Origin of the sequence: Piscirickettsia litoralis, assembly GCF_001720395.1 — a bacterium.
GTDB classification, from domain to species: Bacteria; Pseudomonadota; Gammaproteobacteria; order Piscirickettsiales; family Piscirickettsiaceae; genus Piscirickettsia; species Piscirickettsia litoralis.
Genome location: NZ_MDTU01000007.1, coordinates 27,525 through 43,115, shown reverse-complemented (window position 1 = coordinate 43,115; position 15,591 = coordinate 27,525). Strand labels below are relative to the sequence as shown.

At 40.5% G+C, this 15,591-nt stretch carries 20 protein-coding genes; 7 read left to right on the top strand and 13 right to left on the bottom strand.

Annotated features, from left to right (window positions below; translation table 11 throughout):
- Nucleotides 1-161: 161 nt before the first annotated feature.
- The 4 genes from BGC07_RS18250 to BGC07_RS18235 form a co-directional block, all read right to left on the bottom strand.
- Nucleotides 162-563: a hypothetical protein gene (locus BGC07_RS18250; RefSeq protein ID WP_069314491.1), complete on the bottom strand. Its 402-nt coding sequence runs from the start codon at nt 561-563 to the stop codon at nt 162-164.
- Between the two features lie 107 nt (nt 564-670).
- Nucleotides 671-1,210 carry a hypothetical protein gene (locus BGC07_RS18245; RefSeq protein WP_069314490.1) on the bottom strand — a complete coding sequence of 180 codons (540 nt, stop codon included), beginning with the start codon at nt 1,208-1,210 and terminating at the stop codon, nt 671-673.
- Nucleotides 1,211-1,243: 33 nt separating this feature from the next.
- A complete protein-coding gene (locus tag BGC07_RS18240; RefSeq protein WP_069314489.1) occupies nt 1,244-2,131 on the bottom strand; it encodes a hypothetical protein in 888 nt (295 codons plus the stop codon).
- Nucleotides 2,132-2,210: 79 nt separating this feature from the next.
- Nucleotides 2,211-2,429, bottom strand: coding sequence for a hypothetical protein (locus tag BGC07_RS18235; RefSeq protein WP_069314488.1), 219 nt, complete (start codon nt 2,427-2,429; stop codon nt 2,211-2,213).
- 218 nt (nt 2,430-2,647) lie between these two features.
- Here BGC07_RS18235 and BGC07_RS18230 point away from each other — a divergent pair, with 218 nt between their 5' ends.
- From BGC07_RS18230 to BGC07_RS18205, 6 genes are all read left to right on the top strand, one after another.
- On the top strand, nt 2,648-2,869 hold the full coding sequence (locus BGC07_RS18230) for a hypothetical protein (protein WP_069314487.1): 222 nt from the start codon (nt 2,648-2,650) through the stop codon (nt 2,867-2,869).
- Between the two features lie 52 nt (nt 2,870-2,921).
- Entirely contained in the window at nt 2,922-3,338 is a 417-nt protein-coding gene (locus tag BGC07_RS18225; RefSeq protein WP_069314486.1) for a hypothetical protein, read from the top strand.
- Between the two features lie 37 nt (nt 3,339-3,375).
- Complete coding sequence (locus BGC07_RS18220; RefSeq protein WP_069314485.1) at nt 3,376-4,347, top strand: PD-(D/E)XK nuclease-like domain-containing protein; 972 nt, start codon at nt 3,376-3,378, stop codon at nt 4,345-4,347.
- Complete coding sequence (locus BGC07_RS18215) at nt 4,348-4,947, top strand: recombinase RecT (protein WP_069314484.1); 600 nt, start codon at nt 4,348-4,350, stop codon at nt 4,945-4,947.
- Nucleotides 4,948-5,254: 307 nt separating this feature from the next.
- A complete protein-coding gene (locus tag BGC07_RS18210; protein WP_069314483.1) occupies nt 5,255-5,956 on the top strand; it encodes an AAA family ATPase in 702 nt (233 codons plus the stop codon).
- Nucleotides 5,910-6,833, top strand: coding sequence for a ParB/RepB/Spo0J family partition protein (locus BGC07_RS18205; protein ID WP_069314482.1), 924 nt, complete (start codon nt 5,910-5,912; stop codon nt 6,831-6,833). Before BGC07_RS18210 ends, BGC07_RS18205 begins: the two co-directional genes overlap by 47 nt.
- 29 nt (nt 6,834-6,862) lie before the next feature.
- Here the strand turns inward: BGC07_RS18205 and BGC07_RS18200 are convergent, their stop codons facing one another.
- The 6 genes from BGC07_RS18200 to BGC07_RS18175 form a co-directional block, all read right to left on the bottom strand.
- Nucleotides 6,863-9,307 (bottom strand): gp53-like domain-containing protein, encoded by a 2,445-nt coding sequence (locus BGC07_RS18200; protein WP_069314481.1) that lies wholly within the window; start codon nt 9,305-9,307, stop codon nt 6,863-6,865.
- An 11-nt stretch (nt 9,308-9,318) separates the two neighbouring features.
- A complete protein-coding gene (locus tag BGC07_RS18195; RefSeq protein WP_069314480.1) occupies nt 9,319-9,876 on the bottom strand; it encodes a DUF2612 domain-containing protein in 558 nt (185 codons plus the stop codon).
- A complete protein-coding gene (locus BGC07_RS18190) occupies nt 9,854-11,311 on the bottom strand; it encodes a baseplate J/gp47 family protein (RefSeq protein ID WP_069314479.1) in 1,458 nt (485 codons plus the stop codon). The genes BGC07_RS18195 and BGC07_RS18190 overlap by 23 nt, the downstream gene beginning before the upstream one ends.
- Nucleotides 11,304-11,645, bottom strand: coding sequence for a hypothetical protein (locus tag BGC07_RS18185; protein ID WP_069314478.1), 342 nt, complete (start codon nt 11,643-11,645; stop codon nt 11,304-11,306). Before BGC07_RS18185 ends, BGC07_RS18190 begins: the two co-directional genes overlap by 8 nt.
- Nucleotides 11,646-11,780: 135 nt before the next feature.
- Nucleotides 11,781-12,560 carry a Gp138 family membrane-puncturing spike protein gene (locus tag BGC07_RS18180; RefSeq protein ID WP_069314477.1) on the bottom strand — a complete coding sequence of 260 codons (780 nt, stop codon included), beginning with the start codon at nt 12,558-12,560 and terminating at the stop codon, nt 11,781-11,783.
- Nucleotides 12,547-13,425, bottom strand: a complete 879-nt coding sequence (locus BGC07_RS18175) for a phage protein (protein WP_069314476.1) — start codon at nt 13,423-13,425, stop codon at nt 12,547-12,549. The genes BGC07_RS18180 and BGC07_RS18175 overlap by 14 nt, the downstream gene beginning before the upstream one ends.
- A gap of 93 nt (nt 13,426-13,518) precedes the next feature.
- On the opposite strand from BGC07_RS18175, the gene BGC07_RS18170 reads away from it, so the two are divergent.
- Nucleotides 13,519-13,707, top strand: coding sequence for a hypothetical protein (locus BGC07_RS18170; RefSeq protein WP_235603486.1), 189 nt, complete (start codon nt 13,519-13,521; stop codon nt 13,705-13,707).
- Here the strand turns inward: BGC07_RS18170 and BGC07_RS18165 are convergent.
- From BGC07_RS18165 to BGC07_RS18155, 3 genes are all read right to left on the bottom strand, one after another.
- Complete coding sequence (locus tag BGC07_RS18165; protein ID WP_069314475.1) at nt 13,701-14,027, bottom strand: phage baseplate plug family protein; 327 nt, start codon at nt 14,025-14,027, stop codon at nt 13,701-13,703. The genes BGC07_RS18170 and BGC07_RS18165 overlap by 7 nt on opposite strands.
- Nucleotides 14,028-14,660 carry a phage baseplate protein gene (locus tag BGC07_RS18160; protein ID WP_069314474.1) on the bottom strand — a complete coding sequence of 211 codons (633 nt, stop codon included), beginning with the start codon at nt 14,658-14,660 and terminating at the stop codon, nt 14,028-14,030.
- A 3-nt stretch (nt 14,661-14,663) separates the two neighbouring features.
- On the bottom strand, nt 14,664-15,591 hold a 928-nt coding region (locus BGC07_RS18155; RefSeq protein ID WP_158007024.1), incomplete at its 5' end, for a hypothetical protein.

Genomic DNA, 15,591 nt, shown 5'->3' with positions numbered 1-15,591 from the left:
CCTTGCACCAAGCACTTCGATACTGAAGCACATGCTTCAGTGTGAATTGAATTTGATAGGTTTCACCTTTCTTTCGCCGGATAACCATCGAGAACTAATTACCATATTAAACAGCGAATTAGGATAAAAGGTTCGGCCGGATCTAACAAGGTAAATATGAGTTAATAAGAGGTAAAGTGATGGGTATTAGCACGGACTTCCGAAAGTCGCGAGCTGTTTACAGCGAGCCTATCCTTGTGTTCAGGTACTATAAGTATCCAACGCTTTATTTTTAAATCACCAAAGAAATTTATCATTTTCTCCTTATTAGTGATGAATTTTTTAATATCTTGGGACATCTTGCTCCGTTGCTTAGTATATAATTTACTCATTTCTACTGGGCCATCAGGACAATACATTTGGTAAACATATCCATCCATTGAAAACCCCTCAATGCCACCATCACCTCTATCCTGATCTGGAATTGGGATATAATAAGCTGGTGTGTATCGTTCTCTTAAAAGGTCATTAACATGAGACTCCCATTCTTTAGGGGTCCATATCTTATTTGGGCTTAAATCCATAAAAAATAACTCTGTTGAAAGAAATTGATTACTAGAAATATATTGCTTTCATTTTTTCTTTTAGACCTAATCTATGTTGTTTTTTGCTTCAATTGGTACTAATGCCCTTAATTCAAAACTAGCAGACTACCACTTATTTCTTTATCTTCAAAGTAATGACTTTTTGACAGTAGCTTGTTATTAGAGGTTTTTTTTTGCCCAGGGTGTTTACCATAAAAGCCCAAAATACTCGAAGCAATATTCCAAGCATCGGTTTTAGTAATAACTTTATGCCTAACCAGCTCTTTTAGATAAATTGAAGTTGCAGCTGAGATTAAAAAGTTCTGCTCATTAATTGATAAGCTCAGGTCTTTTTGCAGCTTTGATTTTTTTAGTAGTATCTGACCTTCAGTCTCTTTTAGCACTTTGTTTGCATATGTTTTAGATGTTATTAATTGTTTGTCAGTTGCCAAATGCATTGCTATAGCGGTGCGAATCGATAATAAATATCCAGTGAGTACTCCTGCTAAATATTGTTGAGAGTGCGTCCTTAGACTGTACTTTGTATTGTTAGCATCCAGCATTTTATAATAACTTTGAACGGGGTTAGCGTATACAGAACTGAAAAAAGTGATGAAAGTGCACGTATAAATAAGTTTGGTTTTCATGTTCCTTTTCTTGCCTTTTAAACTTCCTTCGTATCAATTTACATCAATAATATTGCTTTCACCAAGGCAATCATCTTCATTAACTGATTTTTGTTCATGATAATAACTCTGCGACAGTGGATTAGTCACCCTCCTCACCTTTTTCTCAGGCTCAATCCGTGCTTTCTCGCACCACAACTCAAACAGCTTGCTGGCATTAGGTTTCCTATCACCCCTAAGGTGACCATTGTACTTATCAAAAGCCTTTACTTCTTTCTCAACATCCAGATTTTTGTTTGTTAGTAGTTGTAGTGCTTTTTCTGTGATTTTAAAAGTGCTTTCTTCTTCGTGAAGCTCTTTACTACTACTTACTATTTTATTAGTTACTTTATATTTATTAGTACTTAGGGGCACTTTTTCAGCTAGCTGATAATCGACTTTCTGTTCAGGGTAAGAAATATCAACGGTTTCAGGGCTTTTAACAGCTATGCTAAAATCGACTTTCTGTTTGTTATCAGATATCCAAAAATCGCTTTTCTGTTGGAAGCTAGCTATAGCTTGCTTAATTAGCAAAAACTTATCTTTCTCACTATCTGGCTTTCGCTCTAAGTATACCCTGATAGGTTTAGAGTCTTTGACTGGCTTTTCTACGGTTTTATATGCAATGAGAGCTTGCGGTTTTTTATCATAACAGTGTCGTATATCAAACTTGATTAGTAATCCTGCGGCTATTAATTCTTTGATGTACTTTTGAGTCAGCTTTTCTGACGTTTTGAATTGCTTAACATATCCTGGTATTGATTGAATAAAGTCATCTGCATTGCAAGACCAGCGCATATACATTATTTGTGCTCCAGTGCTTATATCTGTGCGTCGAATGAAATCTACTGAAAATTGACGAAAATGATGGTTTCCCTTTACATCACCTGTGTCGATGGTCATAATTTAATAGCCTTTGGTTAATAGTTTTAGGCAATCGCTCGGTATAAAGTTGGCGCTGGATACCGAGTGATATTTATCTTTACTCTACTTCCATTGAATATTTTGCATGAAGTTTTTTGTAAGCATCGTCTGGAGCTTTTCTATAACCAGGCTTATCTGGATCAGCAAACCATGATTTTATTGTTCCGGCTGAGTATCCTGTTATTTTTGATATTTCATCATAATTTAGCCTGTGAAGTGCTCTAATGATCGCAATTTTTCCATTATTTATATTATATGCTGTTTTTATTTTGTTCACTTTACTGTTCCAGACACTTATCGTTACCGTAAGAATACATTAAGTCTCTAATTAGTCAAAATAATAATTGACATTGGAAACGATTTGTACCATAATAGAGACATAGCTTGAAGGGATATTTAGTCTTGAAGTTATTTGAAAAATAACGTTACTAGTTCGCTGCGTCGAAACTTTGAACTAGCAACGACCCATATCGTGACAATATAAGCGAGGAAATTATGTCCAATTTACCTGCATCCGTCAAATCTGACGAACCTTACTACCAACTCTCTAGCACTGACATCCGCGACCTTGAAGTCATGCTCGGCATGCTTGAGAGTCATATCGGCCACTCTATCCCTGCGATTAGTCGTATTCTTAAAAAATTAGACAACCCTATTTCTCAATATCGAATCGTAAAAACGGGCCTTAGTTCAGCGAGAAGTATTCGCCTGAATTAATTACTTACTTTTCAGTTTTTAGTTTTACAAATTCATTTTTGAGGGATAAGTCATGTCTAAAGAAAATAAAGCGCAAGCGGTTATCGAGTTCGTAAGTCAACCAGATCGCACTTTTACGATTGAACTAGACACAGTAGACAGCATGTTAAAGCAGCTTTTAGATCACGCTGGAAATTGCATTAACATCGATTTTGAAGCTGCGAAAGATGAGGCTTTTGATTTTCGTACTTCATTTAATGCAGTGTTTTATGAGCTAGATTATGAAGTCGTTTCTTGTATCAATGCTCCCCTGCCTAAAACTCAACACTTCGGTTCTGAAAATACACTAGTTGAATTGGAATTAATCAAAGAAGGCTTAGAAGAGTACGGCGATTTATTTAAGCGTTACTACCAATACAAACACTGTGAAGATGCAGAGCATGCGGTAGATATGATCGAAACCACTGCAATCCTTGCAACAGCCGCTTAATTTGTGGGGCTTCGGCCCCTTCTAGGGAGTATTTAAAATGTACGCAACAAAAGAAGAGCAAATTGATTGGGCTGGTGCAAAGGTTATCGAGGGTATGCCGATTGATGAATATCACGCACGGCCTGAGTTAAGCAGTAGTCAGCTTAAGTTAATTAATAAATCAATTCGACACTGGCGCGATGATCAAGAGAACCCAAAAGAAACCATCGATTGTATGCGCCTAGGTAATTTGGTTCATGCCTTAGTGTTAGAGCCAGAAGAGGTAAGCAAACGCTATGCTGAGCCTTTTATGGCCCCTAAAAATGCTTTAAGCAAAGTTGACGATATAAGGGCTTATATCCGAGACAAAGAGCTTCATAATCATCCGTCGAAGCTTAAAAAAGATGAGTTGCTGGAACTGCTCAAAGAAAAAGATCAAGATGCGCCAGTGCTTTGTTTGATGCAAGAGAAGTATGAGCGCCAGCATGTAGGCAAAGAGTTCGTGACCCCTGCAATGATGGAACAAGCCCAATTTCTAGCAAAAGCTATAGAAAGCCACAGGATGAGCAAAGTGCTTTTATCTGGGGGAAAGCCTGAGTTGAGCGTTTTCGGCGAATTAGAGGGCGTTCCTGTGCGTGTCAGGGCGGACTATTTGCACCCTGCCGCAATTGTCGATATTAAAACTTGCCGTGATGAGGTTTCAGTGGAGCGGTTTTCTCGAACTGCTGTCGATCTTGGTTATTACCTAAGCGCAGCACTTTACATGCATGTCATAGCGCAACAGACAGGAATGGAACGGCCTTTTGTGTTTTGCGCCATTCATAAAGCAACTGGTTATGTTGCTTATCACAAAATCGAGTGGGGTTCTGAGGCGCATAGTTATGGACTGCAATTATGTTGCAATGCGCTAGAGCGTTATAAGCAGTGGCAGGCTGGAGATAAATCATTAGAAGAGTTTGCCTATGGTAGCAAAATTACTGATCTGGAAGTGCCTAAGTACGAATTAAATAAAATTATGGGAGTTAGATAAATGGAAATGCAAACACAAAATAAAACGTTTTCGCTTGCACCAACTAGTTTTGAAGGTGCATTACAGTTTGCAGAAATGATTGCACAGTCTGGTTTATGCCCTAGCTCTTATCGAGGTAAAACAAATGACGTTTTTATTGCAATGCAGATGGGCGCAGAAATTGGTTTGCAACCGATGCAAGCAATACAAAATATCGCAGTGATCAATGGTAAGCCTACAGTCTATGGTGACGCATTAATGGCGATTGTTCGTTCTCATCCAGATTGCGAATCAGTGAAAGAGGGCTATGACGAATCGAAAAAACTTTGCTGGTGCAAGGTGAAAAGAAAAGGCCAAGATGAGCAAGTGCGCTATTTTTCAATGCAAGATGCAGAACAGGCTGGGCTTTTAGGTCGTGGACCTTGGAAACAATACACACGAAGAATGTTGCAAATGAGGGCACGCTCTTGGGCATTGCGTGATGTTTTCGCCGATGCGCTTTGTGGGTTTATGCCTAGAGAAGAAGCTGAGGATTACGAGGTGAAAGATATTAACTCCCCTACCTTAGAGCCGAAACAAAGTAACGTCACCGATTTAAATTTGATTTTAGAGAATCAATAGGGGTTGTGATGGATATGCACAAATATACTTTGCAATATTTCGCTAAAGGTAGGATTAAGTCAATCCAGTTTTGTAGTAACTACCACCGAGCCGATGCACGTAAAACCGCATTTAGACTAGCAAGGGCTAGAGGTATCAATCTAAAACGATGCTATCATCGGCTAGATGATCACGGTTCATGCAATACGAATTGAGGGCTTCGGCCCTTTTTTCTTGAGCGCAAATAAAAAATATTTTAAACTGCGTTAATTTTTTTGTTGAAAATGTCTGATACTATTAGTAGAAATTTAAATTTGAGGGTGAATATATGCCTGTTATTACTATAGCTTGTAGCAAGGGTGGTGTGGGTAAATCAACAATTGCAACATCTTTAGCTGTATCCTTAACGCAAGCAGGGTTTACAGTCGCACTTTTAGACTCAGACCCACAATTTAGTGCAAGTTTGTGGGCTGATACTAGGCTTGATGAAGAAGGCTTACCCAAAATAAAACATGTCCAAAAAATTGGAAAAATTAAACATGAAGCTTTGGGTTTGTCAAAGCAGTTTGATTATGTAGTAATTGATACTGGTGGTCAGGATAGTACGGAAATGCGTCAGTCACTGGTTGTTGCTGACCTGGCAGTGATTCCAATGCGTCAATCTCAATATGATCTTGATGTAATTGAAGGTATGACTGAAATAGTTGATGATGCCCAATCTATAGGCAATGATAAACTCAAAACAGTTTATATCTTGAATATGGTGAACCCTAACAGTAAAAGCAAAAAAGCATTAGAGCTTATAGAAGCACTGAACGACGATGATGATATAAACTTGTATAGCGGTTTTCTTTACTCTCGTGATGCCTATGTGGAAAGTTCTAGTTCAGGGAAAGGAATTACAGAATTGAGGGATAAAAAAGCAAAAGCTGAGTTTGTTGCATTTACTGACTATATAATCAATTTATTTAAAGGCAAGAAAAATGGCCGTAGTAAGAAAACGAAGCAAAAAGAAAAAATCAGAGCTTAAAGGCGTAGAAGATTTTGTTGAGGCAACTGTTTTTAGTCGTGAGTTATGGGCACCTACTCCTGAGATTAAAATAGCCGACATTAAAATTGATCGTAAAATCAAAGACAGCAATGCAATAAAAAGCTTAGCTTCTAGTATGGAAGGCAAAAGACAAATTAATGCATGTGTTGTTAGAGAGTCTACCGATGGAGGTTATGAATTAATCTCTGGTGAGTGCCGTTATGAAGCAGCGAAGATTAATAAAGAGCCGCTTTTAGTACGTGTAATTGAATGCTCTGACGAAGAAGCTGCCCAAACAATTATTGCAGAAAATGAACAAAGAGTTGATTTGTGTGACTATGATAAAGCTTTAACCTACCTTGAATACATGAAGATGTTCAACATTAGAAGCATCAGGGCTTTTTCAAAACAGTTTAAGGTAAGTAAAACTCAAGCTGGTCGTTTACTGCAAGTTGAGAACATCCCCGAAAATGTTAGAGAATCTCTACCCATGGAAATACTCGGCGCTTCTCAAATTGAAGAGCTGGCGCAGCGCACAAAAAAAAGCAACCCCCAAAGTGATTATTATGAAGAGGCTATTATTTCTTTATCTGCTAAGTTGTCCCGAGTCGGGACAAGGGATAGTTCTGACCTGCTGTCCCGAGTAGGGACAGAGGAAAATAAAGACCGAGTTCTTGACTGGAAGGGTTTTATTTTGAGAGTAGACCGCAAGGTTAACCCTCCTGAGAAGCAACCCAAGAAGAAAATCGAGCGTTATGTTTTTAAGTCCGAAAAGGCTGATTTAAGGTATACAGACAGTGGCTTTGTCGTGAAGTCAAAGAAGCTTACTAGAAAGCAAAAAGAACAGATACAAGAAGCCTTAGATGCTATTTTATGATAAAGGCCCACACGGGCCTTTTTTAGGGGCTACTTGCCAATTGCTAGCCAGCTCACCCCGTAAACCCCTGTGAGATCGTCGAAAGCTGTACCCCCCACACCTCCGACATCAAAAGCCACTGTAAACTGTGTTTTGCTAATGTTGTATATTGAGGTGTTAAAACGTCCAGCGTTAGGATTTGGCGTACTGATTTTTGTAGCTGTTACGCTGTATACAGAAGAAAACTCTATGGGGAATGTTTCTGTTGAACCCTCTTTAGGCATGTCGAGTAGTCCCCATTGCACTAAAAAGCCACCGAGCCAATCAGGTAGACGAAGGTAGCCGTTACGTTTATCACTAAATTTTGCTTGATTTAAAAAATCATGTAGCACTTCGGGAGTAATAAACGAATTGGTGTCTGTGCCTGATTCGACATCAGATTGAGATGCTTTTTTAACTTCAACTTGCAGAGAACCGTCTTTGTTTTGTGTACGGTTTAAAGTATCGCTTTTAATTCCGCTAGGTGAGTTATCGTTGCGCAGCCATTGACTGTAATTTTTATCTGCTGGGTTGTCTGAGCTAGAAATAACTTGAGCGCGTGTAAAGGTTTCTCCGTTGTCTCTAATTGCAAGCTGGCCTGTGACCTTGTGTTGTTTGTCATCAAGGAAAAGGTTAATACCTGTAAAGAATACATTCCCTCCAACTGGCTGATTTTGTGCGCTGTATGAGCGTATGAATTGAGTTTTAGTTGCGCCATTCCAGTTGTATATGTTGTTGCAGTATTGTTCTTTAGTGACAAGTTGCGGCGTGATTAAAATCCAATCTGACCAGGTTTTGCCATCACGTGCCAGCATGCGGCAATATTTGTTATGACTTGAGTAGCTGCCATCTTCAAAACCAACAAATTCCTGATAACATCCTGGGTTGTCGCTGTACGGATAAACTGACAAGATGCCTAAATTTGAAGGGGCGTTTTTCCAGCCTGTACTGGTTCCTGAGTAATGCGCTGCTTTATCTTTAAAGTTGTTTGCATCACCATTTGCAATATTAATTGTTCGGGCATCATTAGCGACCATTGAATAATCGATGCGCTGCCAAGAAGTCCAACCACACCCAGCGGTGTATTGCCGTACAAAAGTTGGGGCTGTGTCGTCTGTTGCTAGGCTGGTAATTGTTTGGGTTAAATCTGATGAATTAGGCACGCGCACAACGTGACACGTCCACCAATGGCCTTTAGTTGATGTTAGAGTCGGTCCATTTTTCATTGAGGTGTTTGTACAGACAAAGAAACCTGTTTGATTTACTAGATTCCAATCGCCAAGGCTATCAACATAAATACCACAAGTAACTCCGTTGTAATCTTTAGCAACCGCAGGCGATGCTACTTTTTGAGTGCTGCCATCGCTAAATGTTAGGCCGTTGTTATTAATCGATGCTACTTTTTTATTCTCATAATAAAAACAAATGGCGTTACTGCTGTCGAAGCTGACTTGTGATTTTCCGGCGCTATAAATCTTATCTTGTGTATTGAGTTGTTCCCATTCTGACCAGCCGTCTGCTCCGCTTTGTGTTGTTCTAACAGAAACGCCACGAGACAAGTTTGACCACGGAATAGCAAATTGAGAAGCAGAATTTTTGCCGTCCCCCATGATGAAAAAATTAAACCATTCACCGCCTGGGTCTTGGTCGTTGACGGGGTTATTCTTAGGAACGCCACAATAGATGCCCGTTTTGAATAAGTTGTTTAGATCGTCATCCGGTGAAAGTGCGCGTGCTGTTCCGTCGTAGTTAGGTAAATTATAAGCGGCTGTGTTTTGTGTGGTGTTATCAGCAAAAACTAATCCTGATTGAGGTTTAAATGGGTTGTTAGAAATAACTAGCGAGTTAGTTGCTTTAAATACCGTAGAGCCAGCGACATTAACATCAACCTCGCCGTTTTGACTTTTAACCGCAACGCTAGAATTACCCCAATTGATTTGATGTGAAGCTGTTTCGTTTATCCATGTGCGCTTATCGACGATGTTAGTGATTTGGGTTGCGTCTGTGGTGATATCGTATAGCTCCACATCATTTGCATCGTCAGAAAGCGGTGAAGTTGTTGCTTTGACTTTGGTATCAGTTAAATCAACATAGACGATATTTGTTTTATTTGCAGTGAGTGTAACGGTTCCGGCTGGCACGGTAATGCTTTCATTGTTTTGCGTGACTGAGCCTTGAAGATAACCAAAAATGAGGCCTGTTGTCGTCGTTGCGTCTTTGCCAAAATTAAATGGCAGATAGCCGAAAGACTGCGTGACTTCATCAACGTAACGGATCCACTGCGCGACACTGCGGAAAATATAATTGAATTTATTAAACTCTGGCTTATCTCTGAATGCATAACCGTAGTCGATAAGCTTTTGTGGAATTTCTTCAACGTTGGGCTGGCCGCTAATCGGATCGGTGCAATCTTTCATAGCGAAATCGGGGTAAGTTGTTGGACGTTCTAAACTCATAGTGTTCCTGTTTAATTAAGTAAAAATTCTGCGGTAACACGGCCGTCATCAAAGCCGCTCGAGATATCATCAAAGCCGAAGGGGCTGCCGCCTTGTGTTGTGAGTCCGTAGTATTGAATGCCACCCCCAATCACTTGCGCGACAAGTTGCATATTGCTAGGCGTTGCGTTTTCGCCGTCGAAAAAGACTTGCACCTGGGCTGGGCCGTGGTTGTTTTCTCGAAATTGGATGACAGAAGAGGCCGTGATTTGTTTTGCAACGAAAGAGATATCACGCTCGCGGCCCTGACTTGTGTTAATTGCAATCTGCAAATAAATGGCGCGGCGGTAATTGTCATCTTTTAAGCCGTTGCGTTGGCAACCGACATCATAGCCGACATCGTCAAGTTGTTTTCCTGTTGCGTTATCAATATAGCGCTTGGTTAAAAGGTCGATGAAGGTTTGTTCTGAACTCTGTAAGGCATTAGTTAAAACCTGGACTAGTTTTGTGTAGTTGTCTTTGCCTTTGAATTGTTCGAGGGTGCGGCTTAAAGCCAGTGCATTGTGATCAATTGGGGTGATCGTCGTCATCTTCTCTCACTGTGATATTCGCTGATTTAAAGACTGCAATAGATACGCGGTCAATCGGTATTTTCTTTTTGCTCCATGGGTCATTAATGTTGGTTTTCATTGAGAGGTCGATGTATTCAATGCCTTCGGGAATTGCTTTATAAATTGCCGCAACAAAACGCTGAGGAATGACATCGACATTAACAGTTAAAGTATTACCGTAAGCCAGGGCTGCATTCAGAATAGCTGAGTTGATGTCGGCAGGCATGGCCTCTTTATCTTCTTTAGCGAAAATAATGTCGATATAAATCGGTATTTCTGTAGGGCGTGAGAAGCGACTAAGCTGCGTATCACCGTTTGAGTCGGTGACTTTGAGTTCGATGCTGCCGTAAGTTGGAATACCGCCCGATTTTTCGTTAAAGATCGTTTGTGCAATTTCTTGTTCATTGCCACCGAGTACAATGGCGCTAATGCTATGAGGAGGTAGGTTATTTGCATCGGTCTGGTCTGTGGTGTTTTGAAACACATAAGCGTTTGTCACCCCGTCTAATTGCCGAACGGCAGCGGATATTGCATCGACGGAACCCGAGCCTAAAATCTTTAAGCTGCTATTTCTGCGTAGAAGGATCTCAGTATCGGATTCTTTTTCACGGCCTAGTATAGCTGCGCTTGGATTGGTAGAGCTATCCCAGCCATACACGGGCGTTTTAATTTCAGTCAGGCTGTTTTCTGGTGCGCTGACAACGCCATAATCGATAGCTTCAACTGTGGCGATGATGCTGCATTTTTCTATACTGAGTCCTGCGCTGGGTTCGGTTGAGAACGTCGAGAGTGTGTCATTGGCTTCAACCGTAAAAACCCCTGAGCCTTTAAAGAAAGCCATGAGCTTATCAGAGGTGGTATTTATTTGTGCGGCAAGTTTTCCTGCAATGTCGTCAACCGTATCGCTTTCTTTTGCGATGTAACTGTATTCGACTTGATCAATATTGAGATAGTAATTATTGCCTGGAATGTGCGTTGCTACGAGAACCTGCAGAAAGGTCGCATTGTTATAGCCGATAGTTTGATCGTTGGTGAGTTCAAAAAGCTTTGATGTGTTTTCTACCGCGATTTGCGAGCCTTTTGGAATGCTCACGCCCGTGTTACCGGTTAGAATACATTTTGCATTGGACTTATTCGCTCCAAGGCGTTGAATGCCGACACGAGCGCAACAGTCAGTTAAGTTTTTATCCTGGGCTGTATACGCATTTTGAGCATCGTAAGTTGCAGCGCCCAGTTGGTAAATTTGATAGAGCTGCGCTGAAACAATATTAAATAATTGGCCGAGCACTTTATACGTCTCAGCCTGGACTCCTGAACCCCACAAGGATTGTGCATCTACAACCATGTCGTTCACAATATCGTCTTGTGTGGGCAGTGTCAGGCCCGTGTCAGTTAAATAGCTACTGTTAGCCACTAATTACGACCTCCGTATTATCTGCGGATAAAACTCGCGCGGTGTAAGTGTATTTTCGCTTTGCATTATCAATTGATGATGTGAACTCTAAAATTGTACTGACGTCTTTCTCTTCAAGAATGGCCTTTTTGAATATTGAATCGATAACATCAGCGGTAACTTTATTACCGAGGATATTTTGAAAGTAGGGAATGCCTGCGGTGTCATCTAAAAACCATTCGCCCTGAAACGTGTTTAATTTAATGCTGAGGCGTTGGGCTAGGCTGTCAGTTAAATGCAGCGATAGAGAGCTAAAATCAATATCGTGATCATCATTAAGTAAAAAGTCGGTCATAGTAAAGCCTTAGGCTTACACGGTAAGCCGAGTTTGTGAGATTTATTGCAAATATATTGGGCGACTAAAAGGCGTTGTTTGCCTGTGGTTGGGATTAGGCTATTTTCTAGGTAGGGGTTAAGTTTTGGCGGCAAGCTAAAGAGGTGAGCTTGTTTTCCCTCCGCCTGGCTCAACCCCACCGTGAGTATGAGATTTAAGACTAATACCACCGCCGACAACATCGCTCGACGCTGTGATAGTTTGAGCACAATTAATTGCTCCTGAAGTTTTAACATCGCCTGAAAAGCTCGAGGCTTTAGAGCCTGCGCTTGCGGTTAATGCAGGCGTGGTTAAGTCACCGGTAATCGCTACATTGCCTTTAAATTGACTGAGCGGTGCTGTCACCGTGAGTTGTTGGCTTGCGTTAATATTCGCGTTGATTGTATTGATTGTGATTTGCTTGGGTGCATTAATCACGATGCTGCCATCGGGTTTTAAAATAATCTGATTGTCAGAGAATTTAAGTTCGGTATTTACTGGATCAGCGTTAAGCGTGCGGCTGTATGGGTATAGGCCAGGGATAAATACTGCATCTGTATAGTTGTGCTTATGATTTCCCAGAGGTTCAGCTTCGTCATTGTCGCCCGTCATCCACTGATCTATCGAGCGCTCACAGAAAAATAAAAGTCCGGTGTCGCCTTGCTTAGCTGGGAAAGATAAAAGCCCACCGCCTGCGCTTGGAAACATGACAGGAATATCGGTTATTACTGGCATCGAAAAAGAACGCCCGTCACGGAGTTTTTTCTTAATGACGGGTTGAATGTTTGCTTTTTGTGTTTTCGCGTCATAGGAGGCAATACGGCCAGGGATTGACGTGTGTACATCACAAAGGCGTGACTCTAAAGCCGCATGCAAGACTTGTTCAAGCGTGTTCATTGTTGATTGCCTCTAATGTTGCTAATGTTTTCCAGTTTTTGCCAAGGGTTTCCCCTCTGTGGTTGATTTTGCTGACTCGATAAAAGCTATTGATATGTTGCGTTTCAACTTTGACAATCGAATGAGGCACAATGCGCGGATTGACCAAACTTGTAATTTGCAGGCCGTTATTCGGTATGTTTTCACGCTCTAAACCGTTCGGATTAAATGCCGTGATGCGTGGCGAATCAATTAAGCCGGTATCTGGCGTTAATAAAAGCGCCTGCTTTTGTGTGTTGGTCCTCAGTGCCGAACTGATATAAATCACGCCATCTTGTATTGAGAACTTCATAAAAAGCGAGCCGAGTAGTGTTTGAAGCGCATCACGGGTTAAACCAGCCACATAATAACCATTAGAGAAAATGTGACGTGTTAACGTGTCTTGATCTGTAATTTCGCTTTTAGAAATACTACCATCAGCCGTTAAATCTTTAATTAAGCTTTGAGCCACTTGTAAGGCATTGGTGCCCGATGGGAATGTGCTGAATGAAAACGTTTCTTTGAGTGGCATATAGCCATCACTGCATTGAATAAGTGTTGCCCGACTCGCTTGCTCTCTGTGTGTATCAAAGCCACTGACTTGTCCGGCAAATAATGTGACTAGCGGTTGATCATCGTAAGCAACAGACAATATCAAGGCTAAGCCTTTTTTTAGCCTGCTAATGTCTGAGTCGTTTAAGTTGTAGACGGTAATGCTTGCTTTGTTTTGATCTGAGCTTTCATCGGTTTTAGTAATATCAAACTTGATATTCAGTTCGGTGATTTCTATGCCCGTTTTACCAGCTTCGCCGATTTTTAGGGACCATTTGCGGTTAAATTGTTGCATTTAAAATTACTGTGACATGTTCTGTATATTTATTGATGAAATGTGATAGCTTACTTGCTTTATTAAGGTAATATTAAATCAGGGGTGTTTTAGATGATGTTTAATAAGGAAAGCAGCGATAAATTTGCTAGATATACTAATCAGAATGATGAAAGCGTTGTTAGAGTTTCAGCATCAGATTTACAGCAAAATTTAAAAGAGGTGACAAAGCTTCTAACTCAAGGCTGTTTCGTAGAAATAACCAAGCATCGGCGAACGATTGGAATGATCGTGCCTTACTGATTGATCTCATCTTTGGATAAATAAAACAGCTTAAAATCACTGCCTAAATTTTTTCTATTGGGTGGTTCAAATTCATTTGTAGTGTTAATACCCATAAGCTCCCCTTCGATGAATCCTTCGATTTTGTATCTTTGGATAAGTGGGGAGTAGGGTAGTAATTTTAAGCCGCTTAAAATAGGGTTTCCGTCCGTGTCAGCGATAGAAATACGCCAAGTTTCATCCCGCGTGTTCCAGCGCACATCAAACTGATAGGCGGTGCCTTCTAGGGAGGTTGTTTGTGTGTAGTTTGGTAATTTGCTGCTTAGAGGGATTTCTATCATTTAAAATAGACCTTTAGTAAAACTTATTGCTTTTGTACCGAGTTGATATTCAAATGTTCCTTTTTCAACAGGCTTTGCTGCTACATGACCTAGGTCTGCTTTTTTTGAGTTATCATCCTGAGTCTTTTGGTCGGCGATATTATCGGGAACCGTTGTGGTCTTACTAACAACCTTTTTAATGATCTCAAGTTTTAACTCAACAAATAAACTGTCACCTGTATCTGAATCGCTTTTAATCTCTAAGTCTGCAATGGCTGCATTATCAAAATACTCATCATCAATCGACAGTTTTATTGTTTTCCCACTTTTTGAAAAATCTTTTAATAGTCTCTTTGCGTCATTTGGAGAAGTGAATTGTTGTTTTACAATTTCCCCTTTTTTGATGCTGTCAGTGATATTAATTGAATAAGTTGAAAGGCTTGCCATAAAAACAATTGGAGAGCCAGAAACAATCCCTTTGATGTTTATTACATCATTTTGATTGATAATATCATCTGTAATTGGGTTGTTTTGAGAGCCGTCTTGATCGCTTTCAACTGGGAATTGAGTAACTTTATTTCGATACTTTTCGTTTTTTGATTTTAATGTGTCTATGTAAACAGATTGTTTTCCTAGCTCTAATATAGCCCCCACTTTTTACTCCTTATTTGTATATCGTGCTAATAGTTGCGTGTGCTGCTTGTTTTGCATTTTTGTCACTGTGTCTTCAATAATTTGGGCCATCGACTGTGCTTGTTCGCGTGTAGTTCCGGCGGCGACATTAAAGTTAAAACTAAAAGTGTTTTGAGGTGAAAAATTGACTTCGTGGCTTGTTGAACGGGTATTGTTGTGAGTGATTGAGCTTTGCAAAGCAGCAGGCGAAGTCAAAGAAAGTGCATTTTGATGCAAATTTTCAACCGTTGGCCAAACAACTTTATGGAGGTGTTGAACCGCGTGAGTGCTGTCATAAGTGTTTGATGGATAAAATGCGGCTGAAACAGCGCCCAGGCCGTCTGCGCCTGCGAATTTTCCGAACTCAAGTAATTGCGAGCCAACATAGCGCGACGATGTGATTGCCTCACCTGCAACGGCTTTAACTGCGGTTTTTGCATTTGTTGCAACAACTCCAATGCCTGCAATTGCAGTGCCGAAAACCCCCTTAGCAATATTTTTTATCTTGCTAAATCTTGATATTGGTTCTTTTGATGGCTTCGGTTCTCTTCCTTTAGGTGAACCCTTTTCTCGCTCTCCAATCTCTTCGCCGAGTGGGTTGACTCCTTTCTTATCTTTAGAATAAACATTAACCACAGCGGCCTCGATATTAACAAGGTGAGTCACCATATTTTCAAGGCCGCCAATTTTTCCTTTACCTAGCTTATTAGTGGCCCAGCCCTTAAAAGCATTGCCTAATTTGCTGATTTTCCGATAAGCAAAATAAATAGCACCTAAAGAGGTTGCAATCCCTGTTAACTCTAAAGCTACCTTTTTAATTTCTGATAAGTCACCGAACCACTTAACTAATGAGCCAGTGACCGACTTTTTGCCGTTAAGATGACCCTCAATATCATCAATCGCAAAAGGTATT

Excerpts from the sequence above, each read along its gene's own strand:
- BGC07_RS18215 (WP_069314484.1), top strand. The coding sequence starts at position 4,348 with ATGGAAATGCAAACACAAAATAAAACGTTTTCGCTTGCACCAACTAGT.
- BGC07_RS18200 (WP_069314481.1), bottom strand. The coding sequence starts at position 9,307 with ATGAGTTTAGAACGTCCAACAACTTACCCCGATTTCGCTATGAAAGAT.
- BGC07_RS18170 (WP_235603486.1), top strand. The coding sequence starts at position 13,519 with ATGATGTTTAATAAGGAAAGCAGCGATAAATTTGCTAGATATACTAAT.
- BGC07_RS18205 (WP_069314482.1), top strand. The coding sequence starts at position 5,910 with ATGGCCGTAGTAAGAAAACGAAGCAAAAAGAAAAAATCAGAGCTTAAA.
- BGC07_RS18230 (WP_069314487.1), top strand. The coding sequence starts at position 2,648 with ATGTCCAATTTACCTGCATCCGTCAAATCTGACGAACCTTACTACCAA.
- BGC07_RS18195 (WP_069314480.1), bottom strand. The coding sequence starts at position 9,876 with ATGACGACGATCACCCCAATTGATCACAATGCACTGGCTTTAAGCCGC.
- BGC07_RS18245 (WP_069314490.1), bottom strand. The coding sequence starts at position 1,210 with ATGAAAACCAAACTTATTTATACGTGCACTTTCATCACTTTTTTCAGT.
- BGC07_RS18165 (WP_069314475.1), bottom strand. The coding sequence starts at position 14,027 with ATGATAGAAATCCCTCTAAGCAGCAAATTACCAAACTACACACAAACA.
- BGC07_RS18175 (WP_069314476.1), bottom strand. The coding sequence starts at position 13,425 with ATGCAACAATTTAACCGCAAATGGTCCCTAAAAATCGGCGAAGCTGGT.
- BGC07_RS18185 (WP_069314478.1), bottom strand. The coding sequence starts at position 11,645 with ATGACCGACTTTTTACTTAATGATGATCACGATATTGATTTTAGCTCT.
- BGC07_RS18220 (WP_069314485.1), top strand. The coding sequence starts at position 3,376 with ATGTACGCAACAAAAGAAGAGCAAATTGATTGGGCTGGTGCAAAGGTT.
- BGC07_RS18240 (WP_069314489.1), bottom strand. The coding sequence starts at position 2,131 with ATGACCATCGACACAGGTGATGTAAAGGGAAACCATCATTTTCGTCAA.
- BGC07_RS18210 (WP_069314483.1), top strand. The coding sequence starts at position 5,255 with ATGCCTGTTATTACTATAGCTTGTAGCAAGGGTGGTGTGGGTAAATCA.
- BGC07_RS18250 (WP_069314491.1), bottom strand. The coding sequence starts at position 563 with ATGGATTTAAGCCCAAATAAGATATGGACCCCTAAAGAATGGGAGTCT.
- BGC07_RS18180 (WP_069314477.1), bottom strand. The coding sequence starts at position 12,560 with ATGAACACGCTTGAACAAGTCTTGCATGCGGCTTTAGAGTCACGCCTT.
- BGC07_RS18225 (WP_069314486.1), top strand. The coding sequence starts at position 2,922 with ATGTCTAAAGAAAATAAAGCGCAAGCGGTTATCGAGTTCGTAAGTCAA.